The sequence below is a fragment of the Aeromonas rivuli genome (genome assembly GCF_000820045.1).
GTDB classification, from domain to species: domain Bacteria; phylum Pseudomonadota; class Gammaproteobacteria; order Enterobacterales; family Aeromonadaceae; genus Aeromonas; species Aeromonas rivuli.
In genome coordinates this window covers 81,867-106,743 of record NZ_CDBJ01000062.1, presented here as the reverse complement: position 1 = coordinate 106,743, position 24,877 = coordinate 81,867, and the positions used below count along the sequence as shown (strand labels likewise).

Below are 24,877 nucleotides of genomic sequence, written 5' to 3'. Positions count from 1 at the left end.
GTCGGGCCCTTTTCTGATGGTGGGTGCAGCCATGGGAAGTGGCTCAGGCAGGGGAGGCGGGGAGCTTAATCGAATTCGCTGTCGACCGGAGTAATGATGGGGTCGGCCACCGGCAGGCGATGAAACAGCTGACGAAAATGCTGCTGAACCCGGCCTATATCGACAAGGGACATGCCGGAGGCGAAACCGAACCAGACATAGAGACCGGTCAGGTCACGGAACATGGGGGGCAGGTACTTGGGGGCGGCGATCAACCCCTCCAGATAGTGCTGATAGAGCACAGGAATGTCATCCAGGGTCACCTTGCCCACAAACAGCATGGGCAATATTTCGGGTACGCCCTCCAACACGGCGCTGCGGATGAAGTTGACCGTCTCCACATAGCCCTTTACGTAGGAGAGATCCTTGGTAAAGCAGGCGCCCCCCTCTACCATGCCGCCCCGGAATACGCGTTGGGTGATCTTGTAGGCATCATGCTCGCTCGCGCCCTTGTCCAGAAAATGGCGATAGAGTTCGATGAAGTCCGCGCCATTCTCGGCCATGTCGATGGCCATCACCCTGTCCGAGATGCGTTTAGCCCGGTCCGGGAAAGAGCTGAAGGTCAGAGTCTCTATCAGCACAGCCAACCCCTCCTGGCAGGCGGTGATGCGTGGTGAGCCGGCACTGAGCCAGGTCGCATAAGGTTGCTGTCGGCCATTAAGGGTGGTGCCGACATGAACCCAGCCCTCATGGACTTCCAACACCTGCAGATCCAGCTCGGAGAAGCGGGCATGACTGCTAAGCTTGATATAGTCACCGCCGGCTGCGGCATCCGAGACGATGCCATCGCTCAGCTTTACCTGCACCTGACCGTCGCGAAAGTAACTGGATAGTTTGTCCTGCAGCCGGTCGACCGCTGCCTGCCCCTCAAACTCCTTGGGATAGGGGCGCACCAGATGGCGGGCGCCAGGCAGGGAGAAGATGTCGCACAACCGCTCTCCCAGCTCGCGCAGTGTCTTGCGATCGCCACGCAGATGATCCCGGGCCGAGCCATAGAGACGCTGGCTGTAACGCAGAAAGTCCGGCTGACCGCGTTGGCGCAGCATCTCGATCACCACCATATATTGGTCGACGTTGGCCTGCAGTATGCGGCCCAGATCGTCATGGGGGCCCAGTTTGCGGCGGATCCTGTCCCTGAGCTCCTTGAGCTCCAGGTACTTGTTGCGCGGATCGAAGCCCAGATCCAAGCCCTGATAGAAGTTGGCATCGATGGCGGGGAGTTCACGGCCCCCCTTTGCCAAGAAGTCATGGCGGATATGATGGGGCCATTTGATGGCATCCAGAATGCGGATCGGCTTTTGCAGCACCAGCAATTCATCGGAAAGGGACTTGAGGTGCAGGCGATATTTCTCTTGGATGGTCATCGATACTCGGCTGAGGGCTGCGCGCAGGTGGGCTGAGTATATGGACTGTCAGTGTCAAAAAGAAGCGCAAACAGAGGCGGGCAGGGGCCTCTGCTTTAGGTTGGCCACAAATTGGTTTAGACTGCGCCCCTCGCTTTCAAGAGTCCCATAACGTCATGATGAATACACCCAGCTCCGAAATGATAATGCGTTGGTTGCAACAGGCTCGTATCGAGCACTATGTCTGCGATCAGTGTCATGGCATCCATATCGTCTCCCTGCAATCGGTGGAAGGCATTCAGGAGAGCCGCGTCTTTGTCGAAGAGGAAGGACTGCTGTTCTCCTCCGAGCTGGAAATTCGCCCTGCGGCGCTGTTGCCCATGGTGGCCGAACTGGGCCGGCTTAACATGCAGTATCCCTCGCTCAAGGTGTTTCTCGACATCATTGATGACAATCTGCCACGGCTGGTGGTCGGTCATACGGTGTTTACCAAGGCGGGCCTCACGGTTGAGCAATTCATTCTGTTTGTGCAAAGCACCATAGCCGCGACCCATGACGTGGTTGCCGAGTGTGAGCGTCTGGGCTTCCTAAACCTGGTTGATGTGGTGGTTGAACCGGGATCTGTGCATTAATCCGGCAGTCGAACGCGGGAGGCAGAGAAAGCCGTTGACGGGCGAGCGGCTTTCCCCTAAATTACGCCCCGTTGTCGCGGCATTGGTCGCCAACATCTGTGGCACTCAAACACATTAAATGATGAGTAAAAATTTGGTGCGCTGTCCGAGTGGCTGCCCACCGACGAAGTCGGAAGTGAAGCACGCAACGCGTGCTCCGCAAGCCACTTAAAAGCAGTAAAAAATTTGGTGAGGTGTCCGAGTGGCTGAAGGAGCACGCCTGGAAAGTGTGTATACGGCAACGTATCGAGGGTTCGAATCCCTCCCTCACCGCCATATTGAAAAGCCCGACTCAGGTCGGGCTTTTTGCTGTCTGCTGTTTGCCAACATTCGTCACTCTGTCTCATGTTGAGGCTAGAAAGCAGCAGCGAATCTTCCCTCTATGACGCCTGGCTGAGTGTGAGGAGGGCGATTGTGGGCAGTGATAAATAAAAAATCCGGCCTAAATGAGGCCGGATTTTTTATTTATCCAACCTTGGCTCAGATGTTTTGTGCTTCATTCGGCACAATAACAGCGGCATGATTTCCCTTCGGACCCTGCTGCAATTCAAACTGAACGGCTTGACCCGCTTTCAGGGTTCTGTAACCTTCCATTTGAATGGTGGAGTAGTGGGCGAAGATATCGTCACCGCCCCCTTCCGGACAGATAAACCCAAATCCTTTTGCGTTGTTGAACCACTTGACTGTTCCGGTTGCCATACATCTACATCCTTTTATTGATTACCCTAAAGTCGTTGAGTAACCTGCGCCAGCCCATTATAACTAGTGATATCAACCTAATAATGGTAGGGCGCCGATTAGCAAGTAACCAATTTAGTCCAACTGATGGTCGAGTCAAGAAGTTGTTAACAAGTCATGTGATCCAGTTAACAAGTCTATTGACAGCCTGACGCCTGGCGGTAGTAATCTAGAGGTACCCAAGCACAATCATGAGTAAGCAAAAAGAACTCTTTGTTAATGAAGAGATTGCGCAGTCCGAGAAGACCAAGCTGCAGCCGCCATCCATGTACAAGGTGCTGCTCAATAATGACGACTACACCCCAATGGAGTTTGTGGTTGAAGTCTTGCAGCGGTTCTTCCGGATGGATCTGGATAAGGCTACCCAGATCATGCTGAGTGTGCATTATAGTGGTAAAGGAGTCTGCGGCACCTTCACCGCCGAGATAGCGGAGACCAAGGTGGTCCAGGTCAATACCTATTCACGTAATAACGAACATCCACTGCTATGTACGATGGAAAAGGCCTAAACGACATGACGTGATGACAGAATGACACCACATTGTTGCTGTACTTAGGGGAGGTGCCTATGTTGAACAAAGAGTTAGAAAAGACGCTGAACGAGGCTTTCAAGCTCGCTCGCGATGAGCGTCACGAATTCATGACCGTTGAGCACCTGTTGTTGGCCCTGCTGGATAACAGCTCAGCCCATGAGGCCTTGAGTTCATGTGGTGCGGATGTGGAGTTGATGCGCAAGGAGATTGCGGCCTTCATCAATCAGACCACGCCGTTGATTGCCGTCGATGACGAAGACAGAGAGACCCAGCCTACGCTAGGTTTCCAGCGTGTGCTGCAACGCGCAGTATTCCACGTGCAGTCCTCGGGCCATACCGAAGTCAGTGGCGCCAATGTGCTGGTGGCCATCTTCAGCGAGCAAGAGTCCCAAGCCGCTTATTTCCTGAAGAAATCCGATATCAGTCGACTGGATGTGGTCAACTTCCTCTCCCATGGTGTGCGCAAAGACAACAAGCCAGACACCCCGCAAAACAATACCGATGCTGACGATGATGTCTCAGCCGCCCAAATAGAGAGCTTTGCCACTAACCTGAATCAGCTGGTGCTTGAGGGCCGCATTGATCCCTTGATCGGTCGCGATCAGGAGCTGAGCCGCACCATACAGGTATTGTGCCGCCGCCGTAAAAACAACCCCTTGTTTGTTGGGGAAGCGGGAGTGGGCAAGACCGCGATCGCCGAAGGCTTGGCTTATCGCATCGTCAAGGGCGATGTGCCTGAGGTCATTGCCGGCAGTACCATCTACTCCCTGGACATGGGGTCATTACTGGCCGGTACCAAATATCGTGGTGATTTCGAAAAGCGTCTCAAGGTGCTGCTCAAACAGATCGAGCGCCAGGAAGGGGCCATTCTGTTTATCGATGAAATTCACACCATCATAGGTGCAGGGGCGGCGTCTGGTGGCCAGCTGGATGCGGCAAACCTTATCAAGCCTCTGCTCTCCAATGGCTTGCTGCGCTGCGTGGGTTCCACCACTTATCAGGAATATGCCCAGATCTTCGAGAAAGATCGTGCCTTGGCGCGCCGCTTCCAGAAGATCGATATCGTAGAACCGACCATAGATGATACGACTCGCATCCTGATGGGCCTCAAGAGCCGCTACGAGGCGCATCACAGTGTGCGCTACACCGCCAAGGCTATTCGGGCCGCGGCCGAGCTCTCAGCAAAGTACATCAATGATCGCCATCTGCCAGACAAGGCCATTGACGTGATCGATGAAGCCGGGGCAGGGCAGCGTATGTTGCCAGTGAGCAAGCGCAAGAAAGTGATCAATGTGGCCGAGATTGAGTCCATTGTGGCCAAGATAGCGCGTATTCCGGAAAAATCTGTCTCCTCCTCCGACAAGGAAGTGCTCAAGAATCTGGAACGTAACCTCAAGATGGTGGTGTTTGGCCAGGATAAGGCGATTTCGGTGCTGACCGATGCCATTCGTCTTTCTCGTTCAGGGTTGGGGAACGAGCGACGCCCGGTCGGTTGCTTCCTGTTTGCTGGCCCAACCGGGGTGGGCAAGACAGAAGTCACCCAGCAGCTCGGTAAGGCCCTTGGGGTCGAGATGCTGCGCTTTGACATGTCGGAATACATGGAGCGTCATACGGTCTCTCGACTGATTGGTGCCCCGCCCGGTTATGTTGGCTTTGAACAAGGTGGCCTGTTGACCGATGCGGTGATCAAGCACCCCCACGCCGTGTTGCTGCTCGATGAGATCGAGAAGGCACACCCGGATGTGTTCAACCTGCTGCTGCAGGTCATGGATAACGGGACGCTCACCGATAATAACGGTCGCAAGGCGGATTTTCGTAACATCATCTTGGTGATGACCACTAATGCGGGTGTACAGGAGACGCAGCGCAAGTCCATTGGCTTCCAGCAGCAAGATCTCAGCCACGATGCTATGGAAGTGATCAACAAGACGTTCAGCCCTGAGTTCCGTAACCGGCTCGATCACACCATCTGGTTTAATCACCTGGATATGGCGGTGATCTATCAAGTGGTCGACAAGTTCATCGTCGAACTGCAGGTACAGCTGGATGCCAAGGGAGTATCCCTCGAGATATCGGAAGATGCCCGTCACTGGTTGGCCAAGAAGGGCTATGACAGGGCTATGGGGGCTAGACCCATGGGACGGGTCATTCAGGAACACCTCAAGAAACCCCTGGCCAATGAGATCCTGTTTGGCTCACTGGTCGATGGGGGTATCGTCAAGGTTGAAGTAGTAAATGATAGCCTCAGCTTCGATTTTCAGGTCGATGTTGAAGCCGTGCCTCACTAACTAGAAACCACGAAACGACAAAAAACCCCAACCATCAGGTTGGGGTTTTTTGCTGAATTCCTGGCTTAGCGAGAGCGGAAAACAATACGACCCTTGGAGAGATCGTAGGGAGTCAGAGCGACTGTCACCTTGTCGCCAGTCAGGATACGAATGTAGTTTTTACGCATCTTGCCGGAAATGTGAGCGATAACCACGTGACCATTCTCCAGTTCCACACGGAACATGGTATTGGGCAGGGTTTCCAAGATAGTGCCCTGCATCTCAATACTGTCTTCTTTAGCCATTGAATCCTCTTGATAAGCCACAACAAAAATCCGCTGGATCATGCCGGATTTAAGCCAATGTGTAAAGTTTACTCGGGCTTGGTGACGATATTTTTCCATTCACCCTTAATAAGTCGCTCATGGGGCAGGAAGCGGCTCTTGTATTTCATCTTGCGACACTCCTCAACCTGATAGCCCAAATAGAGCCACTGACGACCAGTCCGCCGCCCCAGATCCAGCTGGCTCAAGATGGCAAAGGTCCCGATGGATCGATCGGCAAAGGCGGGATCGAAGAAGGTGTACATGGCGCTCAAGGCGTGAGGCAAGAGGTCCGTGACGGCCACACCGATCAGCCGGTTATTCTGATGGATCTCGAGATAGAGCGGCGGCATCCAGTCGCAGTGCAGAAAGCCCTTGTACTGGCTGCGGCTGGGAGGGTACATGCTGCCGTCCCGGTGTCGCTGGCGGATATAGCGCTCATAAAGCTGGTAATACTCGGGCTTGTCGTCATAGCTCAGCACCAGGGAGAGATCCTGGTTTTGTTGCTGGATGCGCTTCTGGCTGCGACTGGGCACAAATTGCTCGCTGTGGATACGCAGAGACTGACAGGCGCTGCAGCTCGGACAGTGGGGGCGATAGATGTCGTTGCCGCTGCGGCGAAAACCGGCAGTCAACAGGCGTTCGTAACCGTGAGCATTGAGCAGGTCGTTGTCCATCAGTACCAGCAGCTGCTCCTGTTGATGTTCCAGATAGCTGCAGGCATGTTTGGGGGTCAGGCCGACTTTGAGGATCACTTCTTCTGTCATAGGCTGATTGACCTCGTTTGCCAGCACCCCTCACGCAGTGGTTGCTGCCGCAGTGTCGCCAGCGCCGCTAAAAACTGGCTACGGGGCCACTCTTCGATACCCAGGGTCGCCAGGAAGCTGTTTTGCATCTGGCAGTCGATGAGGGCACCGTCGTGGCATTCGAAATGACGACAGAGGGCCCACATGGCCACTTTGGCGCCGTTATCGATACGGCTGAACATGGACTCGCCACAGAAGAGGCGACCGACGGCGATACCATAGAGCCCTGCCTGTAACTGCCCGTCTTGCCACACTTCGATGGAGTGAGCGTGACCCAGACGATGCAGTGCCTGATAGGCCGCTATCATCTCGTCGCTGATCCAGGTGCCACTGGCGGTGGGCCTGGGGGCGGCGCAGGCGGTGATAACCTGATTAAAGGCGCGATTGATGGAAATATCGAATGAATGACGGCGCAAAAACTTTTTCAGGCTGCGTCCCACATGCAGGCGGGAGGGGACTATTACCCCACGGGGATCCGGTGACCACCATAGCAGGGCCTGGTGGGGTTCATTCCATGGAAAGATCCCGTTGTGGTAAGCTGCGAGCAGACGAGGAGGCGAGAGATCGCCTCCAATCGCAAGCAGGCCATTGGGCTCATCCAGCGCGTGTTTGGGGTGGGGGAACCGGGTCGGCTCATCATCCAGTTGGGTCAGGTAGCAAGACATAGCATCGAGAGGTTTCATAGATGAAGGCCATTATCCTGATAGTATCCAGCCTGCTGTGCTTTGTCACGATGCAGGCCAGTGCCGAGGTCTATCAACGCAATACGGCGCGCCCGGTCAACCAGGTGGTGTTTGGTCAGGTCGAGACGATGCGCAACATTACCCAGCGTCAGGTGATTGAGTCGCAGCAATCTGGCTGGAAGACGTTGGGTGGCGCCCTTATCGGGGGGCTGATCGGCAACCAGTTTGGCGGCGGCCATGGCCGGGAGATAGCCACCGCAGTGGGGGCCTTGGCGGGCGCCGGTGCGGCGCAGTATTACCAGTCCGGCACTGAGGTGGTGGAGAACAAGTTGGTGGAGCTGCTCATTCGCAACGATCAGGACGCGCTGGTCAATGTGATCCAGGACTTCGATCCGGCCATGGTCTTCGCCCAGGGCGACAAGGTGCGGATCCTCTATTTTGATGATGGGGTGCGGGTCGACAAGACATATTGAGTCATGGCTAGCACAAGGTCTCACCCGTGTCGTCAGCCTCTGTCGCTGACCCGAGTGGCAGAGAAGAGGCGGTATTGGCCACAAATCGAGAACAGACCAAAGACGTGATGCGGGGTCTGGATACAATAAAGGCATACCGAGGCATGCCTTTGTCATTGACAGCATCTGGCCCTGCACAGGGCGAGAGGCGCTTATTGCGCGTCGAGGAAACGCTCGGCATCCAGGGCGGCCATGCAACCAGTACCGGCCGAGGTGATGGCCTGACGGTAGTTGTGGTCGGCCACGTCGCCGGCGGCGAACACGCCTTCAATGCTGGTCTGGGTGGCGAAGCCTTGCAGACCGCCGCGGACCAGCAGATAGCCATTCTCCATGGCCAGCTGGCCTTCGAAGATCTGGGTATTCGGCTGGTGACCGATGGCGATAAAGACCCCCATCAGCGGCAGCTCAGAGGTGCTGTCATCCTTGGTGCTGCGCAGGCGGATGCCGGTCACGCCCATTTCGTCGCCCAGCACCTCGTCCAGGGTCTGGTAGGTGTGCAGCACTATGTTGCCACTGGCGACCTTGTCGTGCAGGCGCTTGATCAGGATTTTTTCGGCCCTGAACTCGTCGCGACGATGAACCAGGTGCACCTTCTTGGCGATGTTCGCCAGGTAGAGTGCCTCTTCCACGGCGGTGTTGCCGCCGCCGACCACGGCCACTTCCTGGTTGCGATAGAAGAAGCCATCACAGGTGGCACAGGCGGAGACGCCGCGCCCCTTGAAGGCCTCTTCAGATGGCAGACCCAGATACTTGGCAGAGGCGCCGGTAGCGATGATCAGGGCATCACAGCTGTACTCACCGCTGTCACCCTTGAGGCGGAACGGACGCTGGTTCAGGGACACTTCGTTGATGTGATCGAACAGGATGCGGGTATCGAACTTCTCCGCATGTTCTTTCATTCGCTCCATCAGCGCCGGACCGGTCAGCCCTTCTGCATCACCGGGCCAGTTCTCCACTTCCGTGGTGGTGGTCAACTGGCCACCTTGCTGCATGCCGGTGACCAGCAGGGGATTGAGGTTGGCACGGGCGGCGTAGACGGCGGCCGTGTAGCCTGCCGGGCCTGAGCCCAGGATCAGCAGCTTGCTGTGAATGACTTCGCTCATGGTGTGATTTCCGAGACGTAATGAGTTTGCGCGATTGTAGGGAATTCGTGATCCGGGGTCAAAGGGCAGTGCGTCGATTGTGTTAATCGCCCGCCCTGAATATCAGCCATAAAAAACCGCCCATCGCGGGCGGATTTTCACTCATCTCGACTTGCTGGCAAGGGAGATCAGCTCAACAGGGTCAGGGGGTCGGTGAAGGCAAGGCCATGGGCCTCGGCGACCTCGGCGCAGGTCAATTTGCCCGCCATCACGTTGAGGCCGTTCAGCAGGTGCTTGTCGGCAAGCAGAGCGGCTTTGTAGCCTTGATCTGCCAGACGGATGATGAAGGGCAGGGTGGCATTGTTGAGGGCGAAGGTGGAGGTACGCGCCACGGCTCCGGGCATGTTGGCCACGCAGTAGTGCACCACCTCATCGACGATATAAGTGGGATCCTGGTGTGTGGTGGCATGAGATGTCTCGACGCAGCCACCCTGATCGATGGCGACATCGACAATGGCCGAACCTGGCTTCATGCGGGCAATATGGTCACGAGTGACAAGTTTCGGCGCAGCGGCGCCTGGGATCAGCACACCACCAATCACCAGATCGGCGCTTAACACGTGGCGCTCTATGGCTTCGCTGGTGGAGTAGATCACCTTGGCGGCGCCCTGAAACTCGCTGTCGAGGCGACGCAGGGCATCAACACTGCGATCCAGGATGGTGACATCGGCCCGCATGCCAACGGCCATGCGGGCCGCATTGGAACCGACCACTCCGCCACCCAGTATCACCACCTTGGCCGGCTCGACCCCGGGTACGCCGCCGAGCAACATACCGCTGCCGCCACGGGATTTCTCCAGCGCCTGGGCGCCGGCTTGAATAGACATGCGACCGGCAACTTCGGACATGGGGGCCAGCAGGGGCAAGCCGCCACGGTCATCGGTGACGGTTTCATAGGCGATGCAGATGGCGCCGCTGCTGATCAACTCTTGGGTCTGGGGCAGGTCTGGCGCCAGGTGCAGATAGGTAAACAACACCTGGTCGGGGCGCAGCATGGCGCGCTCGGCGGCCTGGGGTTCTTTGACCTTGACTATCATCTGTGACTTTGCAAAAACATCGGCAGCAGAGGTCAACATTTCGGCACCAGCAGCTTGATAATCTGCGTCGGTGAAGCCGATGCCAGTTCCCGCCCCGCTTTGGACGAAAACAGTATGGTTTCGTGCTGTCAGTTCACGTACACTGGCTGGAACCATGCCTACGCGATATTCATGGTTTTTTATTTCTTTAGGTACACCGATAATCATGCTATCCCTCGTCTATAGATTGGTGTTTTATGTTGCCATATTGTTAAGCAACATTTGCGCCTAGTATATTCAGGTATTGACAGGATTTGTGACCATAATTATAAAATGACTGGTGATTCTTACCAAAAAATAGCCAAAGGATGGAATAAAATGATGGAAGCTAAGAGTCGGCTAAAGGATTTGGACAGGATTGATCGCAACATTCTTAATGAACTGCAAAAGGATGGCAGGATTTCGAATGTTGAGTTGTCCAAACGAGTTGGCCTGAGTCCCACACCCTGTCTGGAACGGGTTCGTCGCCTGGAGCGACAAGGCTATATCGAAGGATATGCCGCTATTCTGAACCCTCATTATCTGGATGCTTCTCTGCTGGTGTTTGTGGAAATCACCCTGAACCGGGGCGCCCCGGACGTGTTTGAACAGTTCAACAAAGCCGTTCAAGTACTCGAAGAGATCCAGGAATGTCATCTGGTCTCCGGTGATTTCGATTACCTGCTCAAGACCCGCGTCAGCGACATGTCTGCCTACCGCCGCCTGCTTGGGGAAACCCTGTTGCGACTGCCCGGCGTCAACGACACGCGCACCTATGTGGTGATGGAAGAAGTAAAACAGAGTAGTCGACTGGTAATTAGTACTCGATAGAGTATTTTGTTCTGTGATGTGTCACGCAATTGATGCATCATAAAAATGAGAAACGAGCGGCCAGTCCGCTCGTTTCTGCTTGTCGAGTCTGTCGCGTCAATGGGCAGACAGGCTGACAAACGATAGGTTTTTCAGGGATACTGGGCCCCCTTGTCCCACGCGTTATTTTGTTTTCAGAAAGGAGCCGGAGTTTGGCCGAGAAAAAGCTGTTTACTCCTTTATCAGGCACCCAACGGATCTTCGAAGCCGTCTTGATCGCCATCACACTGTTGGCTGCCTACCTCTTGCTTGCCCTGCTCACATACCACCCCGCCGATCCCGGCTGGTCCCAGACATCCTGGGAAGGAGATGTGAAGAATCTGGCGGGGAGCGCCGGTGCCTGGATAGCCGATATCACCATGTTCACCTTCGGGGCCTTCTCCTACTTGGTGCCGCCCTTGTTGGTACTGCTGGGTTGGAGTCTGTTCTGGCGACCGAGCCGCTTGCTGGAAGTCGATTACCTGACCCTGTCGGTGCGCATCGTAGGCTTCATCCTAACGGTGCTTGGCATGTCGGCCATCGCCAGCATGAACTTCAACGACATGCAGAACTTCTCGGCCGGTGGTCTGGTCGGCGATGTGATTGCCTCGGCCGTGATCCCGCTGTTTGGTGGCGTCGGTGCCAACCTGATGCTGCTCTGTTTCGTGGCAACAGGCATCACGCTGTTCACCGGCTGGTCCTGGCTCACCATCGTCGAGCGGATCGGCAGCGCCTGCACGGGGTCGGTGTCTGCTATCTACCACCTGCCCACGACCCTGGGACACTGGCTCAGTGGCGGTTGGCGTCAACCCCGTTATGACGGGCCGGATCCGCTGCTGGAAGGCAGTGCCGGTACCCTGGCCCTGGATGATGAGGACGATGAGCCTCACAGTGGCTGGCTGCGCGGTGCCAAGGGGCCCCAAGGCGGCAAGGGGAAGAGGGCGGCCAAATCCGAGGAGTGGTTGCCTGAGCTGGACGAAGATACCTTCCAGTTCGATCCGGATTTCGATGATGAGGATGACGCGCCCGCTCCGGCCCCCGTCAAACGTGGCCAGCGTCCCCGTCAGCCGGTGGTAAAGGCCAGCGAAGAGGAGATGGACCTGCCTTGGGCTGACAATGGTGACGATGCACCAAGCCCTGCCGCGGCCCGCCATCCTGTCTCCAAACGCACCGCCATGGCCAACATGGCGCCGCTGCCGAGCCTGGACTTGCTCGACCGCCCCCCGGCCAAGACCCAGTCGATGAGCCCGGAGGAGCTGGAGCGCATGGCGCGTCTGGTGGAGGCCAAGCTTGCCGATTATAACGTGCAGGCCAAGGTGGTCGGCGTCTACCCGGGCCCTGTCATCACCCGCTTCGAGCTCGACCTTGCCCCAGGCATGAAGGCGAGCAAGATAACCAACCTGTCGCGGGATCTGGCACGCTCGCTCTCTGCCAGCAGCGTGCGGGTGGTGGAGGTGATCCCCGGCAAGACCTTCATCGGCATCGAACTGCCCAACCGGGTTCGCCAGACGGTCTACATGCGCGAAGTGGTGGATTGCGAAGATTTCCACAACAGCGAGAGCCCTCTGACCATGGTGCTCGGCCAGGATATCGCCGGTGAGCCCGTGGTGGTGAACCTCGCCAAGATGCCCCACCTGCTGGTGGCCGGTACCACCGGCTCGGGCAAGTCGGTCGGGGTGAACACCATGATCGTCTCCATGCTCTACAAGGCGAGCCCGGACGATCTGCGCTTCATCATGATCGATCCCAAGATGCTGGAACTCTCGGTCTACGAGGGGATACCGCATCTGCTTACCGAGGTGGTGACCGACATGAAGGACGCCGCCAATGCCCTGCGCTGGTGCGTGGGCGAGATGGAGCGTCGCTACAAGCTGATGTCGGCGGTCGGGGTGCGCAACCTCAAGGGCTATAACACCAAGGTGCAGATGGCATCTGATGCGGGCAACCCCATGCGCGATCCGCTGTGGCGCCCGGGGGACTCCATGGATCAGATGGCCCCCGAGCTCGAGAAGCTGCCGCACATCGTGGTGGTGGTTGACGAGTTTGCCGACATGATGATGATCGTCGGCAAGAAGGTGGAAGAGCTGATCGCCCGTATCGCCCAGAAGGCGCGGGCCGCCGGTATTCACCTGATCTTGGCGACCCAGCGTCCCTCGGTGGATGTGATAACGGGCCTCATCAAGGCCAACATCCCGACCCGGATCTCCTTCCAGGTGTCGAGCAAGATAGATTCCCGCACCATCCTGGATCAGGGCGGCGCCGAATCCCTGCTCGGCATGGGGGACATGCTCTACATGCCGGCCGGCACCTCCAACCCGACCCGGGTCCACGGCGCCTTCGTCGATGACCACGAGGTGCACAAGGTGGTGGCGGATTGGAAGCTGCGCGGTGAGCCCAACTACATCCAGGAGATCCTCTCCGGTGAGTCGGAGGAGGGCGGCAGCGGCGATTATGGCAGCAGTGGTGATGAAGAGCTGGACCCGCTGTTCGACGAGGCGGTGGCCTTCGTGGTGGAATCCCGTCGTGGTTCAACCTCCAGCGTGCAGCGCAAATTCAAGATTGGCTACAACAGAGCGGCCCGCCTCATCGAACAGATGGAGAACCAGGGCATCGTCAGCAGCCCCGGTGGCAACGGCCAACGGGATGTGCTGGCACCGCCTCCGGTACGTGATTGATAGCGTGTGTGTCCTGGCCATGCCCTTAGCGGGTGTGGCCTTTTAGCGAGAGACCTTATGAAAAAACAGTTATTGATGGGAACCGTGCTGCTCATCGCCAGCAGCCAGGTGTGGGCCGATGCGGCCAGTGATCTCAAGCAGAAGCTGGCAGCCGTCAACCTCTTCTCCGCCCAGTTCCAGCAGACCGTCTTTGACAGCAAGGGCAAAGAGCTGCAAAAAGCGAGCGGCGATCTGCTGGTGTCGCGCCCTAATCGCTTCAACTGGCACACCACCTCACCGGACGAGAGCCTGATCGTGGCCGATGGCAAGGATGTCTGGATCTACGATCCCTTCGTCGAACAGGTCACCGCCCTCAAGTTGCAAGATGCCGTGGTCAATACCCCTTTCATCCTGATCGCCAGCAGCGATGACAAGTACTGGAAAAACTACGACGTGACCGAGCAGGATGATGTGTTCACCGTCACCAGCCGCAATCAGGACGAACTGATCGCCTCCTTCAGAATTACCTTCGACCGGCAGGAGAACATCAGCCGCTTCGACGTGAAAGAGGCCCAGGGTCAGTGGAGCGAGTTCACCCTGAGCGGCTTCAATCGCAAGCCGGCGCTCAAGGGCAACGAGTTCGTGTTCAAGACGCCCAAGGGGGTCGCGCTGGACGACCAACGCTGATGAGCAATCTCTCTTTGGACTTCTCATCGGACTTTCGTCCACTGGCCGCACGGATGCGGCCGCAGACTCTTGACCAGTACATAGGCCAACAACATATCCTGGGACCGGACAAGCCCCTGCGCAAAGCCATCCTGGCAGGGCACTGCCACTCCATGATCCTGTGGGGCCCCCCCGGCACCGGCAAGACCACCCTCGCCGAACTCGTTGCCCACTACTGCCAGGCCGAGGTGGAGCGGCTCTCCGCGGTCACTTCCGGCATCAAGGAGATCCGCGCCGCCATCGACAAGGCCAAGGAGAACAGCTGGCGCGGAGTGCGTACCATACTGTTCGTGGATGAGGTGCACCGCTTCAACAAGAGTCAGCAGGATGTGTTCCTGCCCCACATCGAAGATGGCACCATCACCTTCATCGGCGCCACCACCGAAAACCCTTCGTTCGAACTCAACAACGCACTGCTCTCCCGGGCCCGGGTCTATCTGCTCAAACGGCTGGAAGAGCAAGATATCCTCGCCATGATCAGTCAGGCCCTGACCGACCCACGGGGCCTCAATGATCCGACCCTCACCTTCGCCCCCGGGGTGAAGGAGGCGCTGGCCAAGGCGGTGGATGGGGACGGGCGCAAGTCCCTCAACTATCTGGAGCTGCTGGGAGACATGGCCGAGGCGAACGGGGAGGGGGAGAGAGTGATCGACAGCGCCCTGCTCGCCGCCGTAGCGGGGGAGCACGTGGCGCGTTTCGACAAGGGGGGCGATCACTTCTATGACCTCATCTCGGCGGTGCACAAGTCCATTCGCGGCTCGGCCCCCGATGCGGCGCTCTACTGGTATGCCCGCATGGTGAGCGCGGGCTGCGATCCGCTCTATATCGCTCGCCGGCTGCTGGCCATCGCCTCGGAAGATGTCGGCAACGCCGATCCCCGTGCCATGCAGGTGGCGCTGTCGGCCTGGGATTGCTTCCACCGCATCGGCCCGGCAGAAGGGGAGCGGGCCATCGCCCAGGCCATCGTCTATCTCGCCTGCGCCCCCAAGAGCAATGCGGTCTACACCGCCTGGAAGGCGGCGCTGCGAGATGCCAAGGAGCAAGCGGATTTCGAGGTGCCACCGCACCTGCGCAACGCTCCGACCAAGCTGATGAGCGATCTGGGTTATGGCGCCGAATATCGCTATGCCCATGACGAACCCGGTGCCTATGCCGCCGGCGAGAGCTACTTCCCGCCTGAACTGGCCGGTACGCAATACTACCAGCCGACGGATCGCGGGCTTGAGAAACAGATAGCCCAGAAACTCGATTATCTGCGTGAGCTGGATGGGCAGAGTCCCCGCCGAAGAGAGAAGTAGGGGACCGGTCTGGAGATTGGCACGCCAATCGACAGGATCGGCGAATATTGGCCGCCTTGTGCCCTCAAACTTGGCAAAAACGACAGCAATAGTCCCTGTTCGGGCAGGGGGGCGGTCTGCTACACTGCCCCTCTGACCCCGTTTGTCTCGGCCTTGCGCCATCTTCTTGATGTCGAACGCCTGATTTTGCAGGCTCGACTCTGAAGACCCGGGGTGCGCCAACCGATGTTAACTTCCGGATCTGTTCTCTCGCCAGGTTTGATAACCCAGGCCCAGATCCCATCTGAAAAAGTAGGTAAACCATGCTGGATCCCAAATATCTGCGCAGCGATATCATCGATGCTGCCACGCGTCTGGCGACACGTGGCTACGTTCTGGACGTAGCGGCGGTCAATGCTCTGGAAGAGAAACGCAAGGATCTGCAGTCCCGCACCCAGGAGCTGCAGGCCGAGCGCAACGCCCGCTCCAAGTCCATCGGTGAGGCGGCTCGCCGTGGTGAAGATGTGGCGCCGCTCAAGGCCATCGTGACCCAGATCAACGACGAGCTGGAAACCAGCAAGGTCGAACTCGAGGCCCTGCTGCGCGATATCAAAGCCATCGCCGATGGCATGCCGAACCTGCCAAGCGACAGCACCCCGGTCGGTCGCGACGAGAATGACAACGTCGAAGTACGCCGTTGGGGTACCGTCCGTGCATTTGATTTCCAGCCGCGGGATCATGTGGAAGTGGGCGAGGGCCTCAAGGGGCTGGACTTCAAGAACGGCGTCAAGCTGTCGGGTTCGCGCTTCGTGGTGATGAAGGGGCAGATTGCCCGCCTGCACCGCGCCCTGGCGCAGTTCATGCTGGACTTGCATACCCAGCAGCATGGCTACACCGAGTGCTACGTGCCCTATCTGGTCAATCCGGACAGCCTCTATGGCACCACCCAGCTGCCGAAGTTTTCCGAAGATCTGTTCAACACCGGTATCGTCTCCGACGCCGAAGAGGGCAGCAAGGAGCGCAAGCTCTCCCTGATCCCGACCTCGGAGGTGCCGCTCACCAACATGGCCCGTGACGAGATCTTCGATGAGCAGGAGCTGCCCATCAAGATGACGGCGCACAGCCCCTGCTTCCGCTCCGAGGCCGGCTCCTACGGTCGCGATACCAAGGGCCTGATCCGCATGCACCAGTTCGACAAGGTCGAGATGGTCCAGCTGGTACACCCGGAGCAATCCTGGGATGCGCTGGAAGAGATGGTCGGTCATGCGGAGAAGGTGTTGCAACTGCTGGAGCTGCCGTATCGCGTGATGGCGTTGTGCACCGGTGATATGGGCTTCGCCGCCGCCAAGACCTACGATCTGGAAGTGTGGCTGCCAGCCCAGGACACCTACCGCGAGATCTCGTCCGTCTCCAACTGTGGCGATTTCCAGGCGCGCCGCATGCAGGCGCGGGTGCGCATCGATGGCAAGCCCCAGCTGATCCATACCCTCAACGGCTCCGGCCTGGCGGTGGGTCGTACCCTGGTGGCGGTGATCGAGAACTACCAGCAGGAAGATGGCCGTATCGCTATTCCGGCGGCCTTGCAGTCCTACATGGGCGGCCTGACCCACATCGGTTAACCAGCCCCATTTGAATGTCATAAGCCATGGATTTCCATGGCTTTTTTGTTTTTGAATCCCTTATTCATCTTCTATTCAGTGCACCGGGGGTAAAAGGCTCGCGGTCAATTCATCGCGGATTGATTCGGCTCGGTGATCAGGGTGCGCACTTCGTCCTTGCTCAGGTTCACTAGAAACGCAGGCGTATCGGCTGCACCGGCCGATTGCATGTTTCAAATGAATAAGGAGTAATTGATGACGTCGAGGACGACACCATTGGCGCCCGCGCGCCCCGGCCTGTTCAACCGCTTTTTGAACGGGGTCGAATGGCTTGGTAATCTGCTACCACATCCCATCACACTATTTGCCCTCTTCTCCCTCACTCTGATTGTGGCCTCCGGCATCGCCGCCTGGCTGGGCGTCAGCGTGGTGGATCCGCGCCCGGAAGGGGCGCCCGGCCGCAGCGTCGACGGCATGATCACCGTGGTCAGCCTGCTCAGTGCCGAAGGCTTGCAACGCATCGTCTCCAACCTGGTGACCAACTTCACCGGCTTCGCACCGCTGGGCACTGTGCTGGTGGCGCTGCTCGGGGTGGGCATTGCCGAACACTCCGGCCTGCTCAGCGCCGCCATGCGGGGCATGGTGATGAGCGCCTCCCGCCGCATGGTCACGCTGACCATCGTCTTTGCCGGGATCATGTCCAACACGGCGGCCGAGCTTGGCTACGTGGTGCTGATCCCCCTGGCGGCCATGATCTTCCACTCCCTGGGTCGCCATCCTCTGGCGGGTCTGGCGGCGGCCTTTGCCGGTGTCTCCGGTGGCTACTCTGCCAATCTGCTGCTTGGCACCGTGGATCCCCTGCTCGCAGGCATCACCCAGATAGCGGCCCGCATCATCGATCCCGGTTATGTGGTCGGCCCCGAGGTGAACTGGTACTTCATGTTCGTCAGTACCTTCCTCATCACCGGCCTGGGCGCCTGGGTGACCGAGAAGATAGTCGAACCCAAGCTCGGTAAATATGACCCGAGCGAGGCGAGTGTCTCTCTGGATCAACAGGCAGAGTCCCTGACTGCCCGGGAGAAGCGTGGCCTCTGGTCGGCCCTGGTGGCCGTGCTGGTGGTCAGCGGCCTGCTGGCGCTGACCGTGGTACCAGCGGATGGCATATTGCGCCATCCGGAGACGGGGGCCATTGCGGGCTCTCCCTTCCTGCACGGCATTGTCGCCTTCATCTTCGTCTTCTTCGCCGTACCAGGTTTTGTCTACGGCAAGGTCGTGGGCACCATGAAGAGCGACAAGGACGTGATCAAGGCGATGTCCACCAGCATGAGTACCATGGGCATGTACATCGTCCTGGTGTTCTTCGCGGCCCAGTTCGTTGCCTACTTCTCCTGGACCAACTTCGGGACAGTGTTTGCGGTCAAGGGGGCAGGGGCCCTGCAGGCTCTGGGCCTGACCGGTCCTGGTCTCTTCTTTGGTTTCATACTGATGTGCGCCGTCATCAACCTGATGATTGGTTCAGCATCGGCCCAGTGGGCGGTCACGGCGCCCATCTTCGTGCCCATGCTGATGCTGATTGGTTACTCCCCTGAGGTCATCCAGGCGGCATACCGGATCGGGGATTCAGTGACCAACATCATCACCCCCATGATGAGCTACTTCGGCTTGATCCTGGCGGTGGCGGTGCGTTACCAGAAATCCTTAGGGATAGGCACGCTCATTGCGACCATGCTGCCCTATACCCTGGTATTCCTGCTGGGCTGGAGCCTGCTGTTCTATGCCTGGGTGTTTGTGCTGGGGCTGCCGGTCGGCCCGGGCGCCGCCACTTTCTACCCGGCACAGGGCTAAGTCATCAGGGGCGCCAACTGGGCGCCCCTTCATTTTTGGCGGGGAAGGGAAGAAGTTTCCCAAGCAATCCGCAATCGTTTTTGTTAGAATTCGCCGCAATTTTGCAAGACACACGAACGACTCATGGTTTGGATTGATTACACAATTTTGGGCATCGTTGCCCTCTCAGCCCTGATAAGCCTGGTGCGTGGTTTCGTCAAGGAAGCCATGTCCCTCGTTACCTGGTTTGTCGCCTTCTTTATCGCCAGTAACTTCTACCCCGATCTCGCCGCCTTCTTCACCTCCATCACCGATCAGCTGCTGCGCAATGGCTTGGCCATCGCGGCCCTCTTCGTCGCAACCCTGATCCTTGGCGCCATCGTCAACTATGTGGTGGGGGAGCTGGTCAACAAGACGGGGCTATCGGGTACGGATCGGGTACTCGGCATCTGCTTCGGTGCCCTGCGTGGTGCGCTCATCGTCAGCGCCCTGCTGTTTTTTATGGATACCTTCACCAGCCTGCCTCAGGCGGATTGGTGGCAGGGATCCCGGTTGATCCCCGAATTCGGGCTGGTCATCCAGTGGTTCTTTGATTTCATGCAGAACTCATCGAGTTTTCTTAAACAGGTACAGTGACTTCGAGGTAGCAAGGACATGTGTGGTATTGTCGGTATAGTTGGCACCACCCCCGTCAATCAGGCCCTCTACGACGCCTTGACGGTGTTGCAGCACAGGGGCCAGGACGCCGCCGGGATCGTGACCATTGATAGTGGAAACTTCCGGCAACGCAAGGCCAACGGCCTGGTGAAGGACGTGTTTGAAGTGCGTCACATGCAGCGACTGAAAGGGCATATCGGCATTGGACATGTCCGATATCCCACCGCCGGCAGCTCCAGCGCCGCGGAAGCCCAGCCTTTTTACGTCAACTCCCCCTATGGCATGGTGCTGGCCCATAACGGCAACCTCACCAACGCCAAAGATCTGAAAGAGCAGCAGTTCAAGGTCGCTCGCCGCCACATCAACACCACCTCGGACTCCGAAGTGCTGCTGAACGTGCTGGCCCACGAGCTGGATCTGTGCGACAAGATGGCGCTGCGTCCGGAAGATATCTTCCAGGCCGTGCGCAAGACCCATCAGCAGATCCGTGGTGCTTACGCCGTGGTCTCCCTGGTGATAGGCCATGGCCTCATCGGCTTCCGTGATCCCAACGGCATACGCCCGCTGATCCTGGGTCGCCGTATCGATGAGCAGGGCCAGCTCGAATACATGCTCGCCTCCGAGAGCGTGGCACTCGATGCCATCGGGTTCGAGACGGTACGTGACGTCGCCCCGGGCGAGGCCATCTACATCACCGAGCAGGGCCAGCTCTTCTCCGAGCAGTGCAGCGATGCGCCGCAGATAAACCCCTGCATCTTCGAATATGTCTACTTCGCTCGCCCGGACTCGTGCATCGACAAGGTCTCCGTCTATGCCGCGCGTCTCAACATGGGTCGCAAGCTGGGCAAGAAGATCGCCCGTGACTGGGACGATCTGGACGTGGATGTGGTCATTCCCATCCCGGAAACCTCCTGTGATGTGGCGCTGGAAATCGCCCACACCCTGGGGCTGCCTTACCGCCAGGGCTTCGTGAAGAACCGCTACATAGGCCGGACCTTCATCATGCCGGGCCAGACCCAGCGCAAGAAATCGGTGCGCCGCAAGCTCAATGCCATCGGCTCCGAGTTCAAGGGCAAGAAGGTGTTGTTGGTGGATGACTCCATCGTCCGCGGCACCACCTCAGAGCAGATCATCCAGATGGCCCGGGAAGCTGGCGCCGCCAAGGTCTACTTCGCCTCGGCCGCCCCCGAGATCCGCTTCCCCAACGTCTATGGCATCGACATGCCAACCGCCAACGAGCTGATCGCCCATGGTCGTGAAGTGGAAGAGGTGTGTGCGCTTATCGGTGCCGACGGGCTGATATTCCAGGATCTGGAAGATCTGGAAGAGGCGGTGCGTGAGCTGAACCCGGAACTGCGTCACTTCGAGACCTCGGTGTTCAACGGTAACTACGTGACTGCGGATGTGGATCAGGCTTATCTGGATCACCTCAACTCCCTGCGCAACGACGACAACAAGGCGGTGCGTGAGTGGCAGGAAGAGACCAACAATCTGGAAATTTTTAACGAAGGCAGTTAAACGTTTTCCAGGTTGTGTGAGACAGCATGCAAGACAACGGAGGCCAATGGCCTCCGTTTTTCATGGGCATTAGCCGCATTCCGGCTAGCTGGTAAAGACGGGCCCCAGCCCCCAATCCCAGACGAGCACAGTCCCCGCCATCAGGCAGACCAGCAACACCAGGCCGCAGGTCACCATGGAGCTGGCATAGATGAAGCCTTGCTCCTCGGGGATATGCATCAAGATGGGGATGCCGGTGTAGAGCAGGTAGATGGACCAGGCCAGCCCCACCAAGCCCACCAGCATGATGAACCACATCACGGGATAGAGGGCGGCAAAGCCGGTCATGAACAGCGGGGTTGCCGTGTAGGCGGCCAGCTCCAGCGTCTGGGACATATTGGGGTTGGCGCCGAAGGTGCGGGCCATCCAGAGTGCCAGTACTGCCAACAGGACGACGGCGACCATGAGCGCCAGATACATGGCGCTCGCCATCCAGACGCCGCTACTCATGGTCAGCATGATGGGATCGCCGCGGCCCACTTGCCAGCCAATGTGCACGGCGGAGAAGTAACAGCAGACGGCGGGGATCAGCGCCATCAGCGCGACATGGGTGAGGCTGTGGCCGACGGTTTCCTGGTGGTCGTCTATGTCGTGCCACTCATCTTTCGGGTGGGCGTAAAGCCCCCATATATGGTTCAGGATCATGATATTACCCCTAAATATGGCGAACCGCGGCTGGTTTGCCCTGCCATTAGTTATTGTTAATGATCTCCTGGTCGTCAAGGCGGGGGCTGGACTCGAGTTCCCCGCCAAGATCCGGTAACATGGCGCCCCCATCCCGTATCGAGGTCATTCGATGGACGCCTTGCTCGCGCCAGTTCGCCAATTTCTGCACTGTGACACCCCGGATGAATGGATTGAGGTTGCGCGGGATCCTGCCAATCTGCCCACACTGCTCATCGACCATGCCAACTGCGAGAACAAGGCCGCGCTCACCGCTCACAGTCTGGTGCGTCGTTACTGTCTGCCCAAGGGCAAGCGCCACCTATTGCCCAAGCTCGATTTTTACCGGGAGCTGGATGCCTTGCCTGAGAAGGCGCAGATCCTGGGCAAACGCACCATGGGGGAGGAGGCCAGGACGGTCTTTGACGAGCTGGAGCGCAACGAACTGCTGGTAAAGATGGTGCGTCTCATCCAGGAGGAGTTGCACCATTTCGAACAGGTACTTGAACTGATGGCGGCGCGCGGCATTCATTACGGCGCCGTGAACGCTTCCCGCTACGCGCGCAGCCTGCTGCAACATGTGCGCACCTATGAGCCTGCCGCCGTCGTCGACAAGATGATCATCGGCGCTTATATCGAGGCGCGTTCCTGTGAGCGCTTCGCCAAGTTGGCACCGCATCTGGATGAGGAGCTGAGTCGTTTCTATACCTCTTTGCTGCGCTCTGAGGCCCGTCACTATCAGGATTATCTGGCGCTGGCCGAGCAGTATGCCGGTGAGGATATCAGCGAGCGTGTCGCCTTCTTCGGCGCCCTGGAGGCGAGTCTCATCCTCACGCCCGATGAACAGTTCCGCTTCCACAGCGGTCCCCCTGTCAGATCTGACAGTGGCTGCACCCAGTAGGGGCACCTATCCTTGCAAGGGTTCCTGAACACAAGCGACGCAAGTGTCATGTTTGAGCGCAATTCCCGGCCACAGTGCCGGGTTTTTTTATGGGGAAAACAAGGGGGAGGGAAGAGCGGCTATGCCGCCAGCCGAGACGGGCGGCGGCAAGCTTAGCGGCGATATTCGTTGTTGTAGTTCTGGATAAGTTTCTTGGTCACCCCATGCTGGGGATCGGCAAAGACCTTGAGGGTCTTGCCACGCTCGACCACCTGGCCATCATGCATCACCAGTACCTCGTCGCTGATGTGGCTCACCACCCCCAGATCGTTGGCCACCAGCACGTAGCTGAGCCCCATGGTCTCCTGCATCTCCAGCAGCAGGTTGATGATCTGGGAGCGTACCGAGATATCCAGGGTCGACAGGGCCTCGTCGGCGACCACTATCTTGGGATTGAGGATCAGTGCCCGGGCCAGGGCAACCCGCTGTTGCTGGCCCGCCGACAGCATCTGGGGGTAGAAGAAGGCGTGATCCGCGAGCATGCCCACCATGCGCAGAGTCTGCATCACCTTCTCCTCCCGCTCCTCTTCACTCAGCTCGGTATTGAGGCGCAGTGGCGTCTCCAGGATCTGGCCCACCCGGATCTTGCGATTGAGGGAGGAGTTGGGGTCCTGGAAGATCATTCGCAGCAGCTTGCAGCGGGCCTGATAATCCCCATGGCGCATCAACTGCCCCTCGATGTGGATCTCGCCGCTGGACGGTTCAATCATGCCCGCCAGGATCCGCGCGAGGGTGCTCTTGCCGGAACCCGCCTCGCCAACAATCGCCAGGGTCTGGCCCACCTCGAGATCGAAGGAGAGCGGCTTGACGGCCTGTACGGCGCGGGATCGAAACAGGCCGGTACGGTTCTGATAGGTCTTGCTGAGCGACCTGACCTGGAGCAGGGAGGGGGGAAACGTGGGTTCGTTCAACACAGGTATGACTCCGGGATCAGCGTAACGGCGGGAAGATCAACTCGCGCCCTGGGGTGAATGCGCTCAGGCATTGCGGTACGCAACGGGAGGCTGGCCATCATTTCTTGGGCTCCTCCATGTTCAGGGGGAAGTGACAGCTGAACTGGTGGCCCTTGATCTTGCTCATCAAGGGGGTCTGCACGCAGAGCTTCTGGGCGTGGGGGCAACGGGGCCCGAGTCGACAGCCGATCGGCAAGTGCTGCAGGGGGGGGATCACCCCGGGCAGGGTCTCGAGTCTGGACTTGTGACGCACCAGCTTGTCAAAATCCGGGATCGACTGGAGCAGGGCATGGGTATAGGGGTGATGGGGCGATCCCAGGATCTGCTCCCGCGTGCCCACTTCCACCATCTGGCCGCAGTACATGACATTGATGTTGTCGGTCAGGTTGGCGATGGCGGCGATGTCGTTGCTGATGATGAGGATGGTGGTGTTGCCCAGCTTGTTCATCTTGTCGAGCAGACGCAATATCTGGGATTGCGTGGTGGACTCCATGGCGCTGGTGGGCTCGTCCGCCACCAGCAATCGCGGCTGGTTGGCAATGGCCATGGCGATCATCACCTTCTGACACATGCCGTCCGACAGCTCATGGGGATAGGCCCGCATCACCTTGCGGTGATCTTTCACGCCGACTCTGTGCAGCAGGGCGATGGCCTGCTTCTTGCGCCATTGGAAACTCTGCCAGAGCTTGCCCTTGAAGGCGGTGGTGGGGATGGCTGCCTCCAACTGGGTGCCTATCACCTCCGAGGGATCCAGGCAGCTGGTGGGATCCTGGAAGATCATGGCTATCTCGCGACCCATGATGCGGCGTCGCTCCCTGGGCTCCATGGTGAGCAAGTCCATGTCATTGAAGCGCATCCGATCGGCCCGCACCGTCCAGTTATCCTTCTGGATACCGACAATCACCTTGGCCACCAGACTCTTGCCCGAGCCGGATTCCCCCACCAGACCGCGGATCTCGCCCTCGCTCAGGGTCAGGCTCACCTTGTCGACGGCCTTGACCTTGCCCTGGGGCGTGTCGATTTCGATGGTGAGGTTGCGTATATCAAGCAGCGGCATCAGGCGATCC

General features: G+C 58.3%; 23 protein-coding genes and 1 tRNA gene. 14 read left to right on the top strand and 10 right to left on the bottom strand.

Annotated elements, in window-relative coordinates; all coding sequences use genetic code 11:
* Window positions 1–65 precede the first annotated feature (65 nt).
* Window positions 66–1,403 (bottom strand): flavohemoglobin expression-modulating QEGLA motif protein, encoded by a 1,338-nt coding sequence (locus BN1130_RS14905; RefSeq protein WP_042042908.1) that lies wholly within the window; start codon window positions 1,401–1,403, stop codon window positions 66–68.
* A gap of 155 nt (window positions 1,404–1,558) precedes the next feature.
* Between BN1130_RS14905 and BN1130_RS14900 the strand changes: the two genes are divergently transcribed.
* Window positions 1,559–2,014, top strand: coding sequence for a type III secretion system chaperone family protein (locus BN1130_RS14900; protein ID WP_083940412.1), 456 nt, complete (start codon window positions 1,559–1,561; stop codon window positions 2,012–2,014).
* Between the two features lie 227 nt (window positions 2,015–2,241).
* A tRNA-Ser gene (locus tag BN1130_RS14895) sits at window positions 2,242–2,329 on the top strand.
* 204 nt (window positions 2,330–2,533) lie between these two features.
* Here the strand turns inward: BN1130_RS14895 and cspD are convergent.
* Window positions 2,534–2,752: a cold shock-like protein CspD gene (cspD, locus tag BN1130_RS14890; RefSeq protein WP_005907684.1), complete on the bottom strand. Its 219-nt coding sequence runs from the start codon at window positions 2,750–2,752 to the stop codon at window positions 2,534–2,536.
* A gap of 230 nt (window positions 2,753–2,982) precedes the next feature.
* Here cspD and clpS point away from each other — a divergent pair, with 230 nt between their 5' ends.
* Together clpS and clpA are read left to right on the top strand one after the other, a co-directional pair.
* The gene (clpS, locus tag BN1130_RS14885) at window positions 2,983–3,300 is read left to right on the top strand and encodes an ATP-dependent Clp protease adapter ClpS (protein WP_005907683.1); all 318 of its coding nucleotides are present in this window, start codon (window positions 2,983–2,985) and stop codon (window positions 3,298–3,300) included.
* A gap of 59 nt (window positions 3,301–3,359) precedes the next feature.
* Window positions 3,360–5,612 (top strand): ATP-dependent Clp protease ATP-binding subunit ClpA, encoded by a 2,253-nt coding sequence (clpA, locus tag BN1130_RS14880; RefSeq protein ID WP_042042906.1) that lies wholly within the window; start codon window positions 3,360–3,362, stop codon window positions 5,610–5,612.
* 65 nt (window positions 5,613–5,677) lie between these two features.
* On the opposite strand, the gene infA is transcribed toward clpA, so the two are convergent.
* The 3 genes from infA to aat all read right to left on the bottom strand — a co-directional run bounded on the left by infA (window position 5,678) and on the right by aat (window position 7,385).
* Window positions 5,678–5,896: a translation initiation factor IF-1 gene (gene infA, locus BN1130_RS14875; RefSeq protein WP_005300033.1), complete on the bottom strand. Its 219-nt coding sequence runs from the start codon at window positions 5,894–5,896 to the stop codon at window positions 5,678–5,680.
* A gap of 68 nt (window positions 5,897–5,964) precedes the next feature.
* A complete protein-coding gene (locus tag BN1130_RS14870; RefSeq protein ID WP_042042905.1) occupies window positions 5,965–6,681 on the bottom strand; it encodes an arginyltransferase in 717 nt (238 codons plus the stop codon).
* Window positions 6,678–7,385, bottom strand: coding sequence for a leucyl/phenylalanyl-tRNA--protein transferase (gene aat, locus BN1130_RS14865; RefSeq protein WP_042042928.1), 708 nt, complete (start codon window positions 7,383–7,385; stop codon window positions 6,678–6,680). Before aat ends, BN1130_RS14870 begins: the two co-directional genes overlap by 4 nt.
* A 20-nt stretch (window positions 7,386–7,405) precedes the next feature.
* Here aat and BN1130_RS14860 point away from each other — a divergent pair, with 20 nt between their 5' ends.
* Window positions 7,406–7,876 (top strand): outer membrane lipoprotein, encoded by a 471-nt coding sequence (locus BN1130_RS14860; protein WP_042042904.1) that lies wholly within the window; start codon window positions 7,406–7,408, stop codon window positions 7,874–7,876.
* Between the two features lie 191 nt (window positions 7,877–8,067).
* On the opposite strand, the gene trxB is transcribed toward BN1130_RS14860, so the two are convergent.
* Both trxB and ald read right to left on the bottom strand, forming a co-directional pair.
* The gene (gene trxB, locus BN1130_RS14855) at window positions 8,068–9,018 is read right to left on the bottom strand and encodes a thioredoxin-disulfide reductase (RefSeq protein ID WP_042042903.1); all 951 of its coding nucleotides are present in this window, start codon (window positions 9,016–9,018) and stop codon (window positions 8,068–8,070) included.
* Window positions 9,019–9,185: 167 nt separating this feature from the next.
* Window positions 9,186–10,301, bottom strand: a complete 1,116-nt coding sequence (gene ald, locus BN1130_RS14850; RefSeq protein WP_042042902.1) for an alanine dehydrogenase — start codon at window positions 10,299–10,301, stop codon at window positions 9,186–9,188.
* A 150-nt stretch (window positions 10,302–10,451) separates the two neighbouring features.
* Between ald and lrp the strand changes: the two genes are divergently transcribed.
* From lrp to purF, 8 genes are all read left to right on the top strand, one after another.
* On the top strand, window positions 10,452–10,943 hold the full coding sequence (gene lrp / locus BN1130_RS14845; RefSeq protein WP_005300047.1) for a leucine-responsive transcriptional regulator Lrp: 492 nt from the start codon (window positions 10,452–10,454) through the stop codon (window positions 10,941–10,943).
* 191 nt (window positions 10,944–11,134) lie between these two features.
* Window positions 11,135–13,636, top strand: a complete 2,502-nt coding sequence (locus tag BN1130_RS14840; protein WP_042042901.1) for a DNA translocase FtsK — start codon at window positions 11,135–11,137, stop codon at window positions 13,634–13,636.
* Window positions 13,637–13,693: 57 nt separating this feature from the next.
* Complete coding sequence (gene lolA, locus BN1130_RS14835) at window positions 13,694–14,302, top strand: outer membrane lipoprotein periplasmic chaperone LolA (protein WP_042042900.1); 609 nt, start codon at window positions 13,694–13,696, stop codon at window positions 14,300–14,302.
* A complete protein-coding gene (locus BN1130_RS14830; protein WP_042042899.1) occupies window positions 14,302–15,639 on the top strand; it encodes a replication-associated recombination protein A in 1,338 nt (445 codons plus the stop codon). The genes lolA and BN1130_RS14830 overlap by 1 nt, the downstream gene beginning before the upstream one ends.
* 302 nt (window positions 15,640–15,941) lie before the next feature.
* Entirely contained in the window at window positions 15,942–17,237 is a 1,296-nt protein-coding gene (gene serS / locus BN1130_RS14825; RefSeq protein WP_042042897.1) for a serine--tRNA ligase, read from the top strand.
* 234 nt (window positions 17,238–17,471) lie between these two features.
* Entirely contained in the window at window positions 17,472–19,061 is a 1,590-nt protein-coding gene (locus BN1130_RS14820) for an AbgT family transporter (RefSeq protein ID WP_042042896.1), read from the top strand.
* A 123-nt stretch (window positions 19,062–19,184) separates the two neighbouring features.
* Window positions 19,185–19,676, top strand: coding sequence for a CvpA family protein (locus tag BN1130_RS14815; RefSeq protein ID WP_042042895.1), 492 nt, complete (start codon window positions 19,185–19,187; stop codon window positions 19,674–19,676).
* An 18-nt stretch (window positions 19,677–19,694) separates the two neighbouring features.
* Window positions 19,695–21,215 (top strand): amidophosphoribosyltransferase, encoded by a 1,521-nt coding sequence (purF, locus tag BN1130_RS14810; protein ID WP_042042894.1) that lies wholly within the window; start codon window positions 19,695–19,697, stop codon window positions 21,213–21,215.
* Between the two features lie 84 nt (window positions 21,216–21,299).
* Here the strand turns inward: purF and BN1130_RS14805 are convergent, their stop codons facing one another.
* Window positions 21,300–21,899 (bottom strand): Yip1 family protein, encoded by a 600-nt coding sequence (locus BN1130_RS14805; protein ID WP_042042893.1) that lies wholly within the window; start codon window positions 21,897–21,899, stop codon window positions 21,300–21,302.
* A gap of 151 nt (window positions 21,900–22,050) precedes the next feature.
* Between BN1130_RS14805 and miaE the strand changes: the two genes are divergently transcribed.
* Entirely contained in the window at window positions 22,051–22,818 is a 768-nt protein-coding gene (miaE, locus tag BN1130_RS14800; protein WP_042042892.1) for a tRNA isopentenyl-2-thiomethyl-A-37 hydroxylase MiaE, read from the top strand.
* Between the two features lie 152 nt (window positions 22,819–22,970).
* On the opposite strand, the gene BN1130_RS14795 is transcribed toward miaE, so the two are convergent.
* Window positions 22,971–23,771, bottom strand: coding sequence for a peptide ABC transporter ATP-binding protein (locus BN1130_RS14795; protein WP_042042891.1), 801 nt, complete (start codon window positions 23,769–23,771; stop codon window positions 22,971–22,973).
* A 97-nt stretch (window positions 23,772–23,868) separates the two neighbouring features.
* Complete coding sequence (locus BN1130_RS14790; RefSeq protein WP_042042890.1) at window positions 23,869–24,867, bottom strand: peptide ABC transporter ATP-binding protein; 999 nt, start codon at window positions 24,865–24,867, stop codon at window positions 23,869–23,871.
* Between the last annotated feature and the right edge of the window lie 10 nt (window positions 24,868–24,877).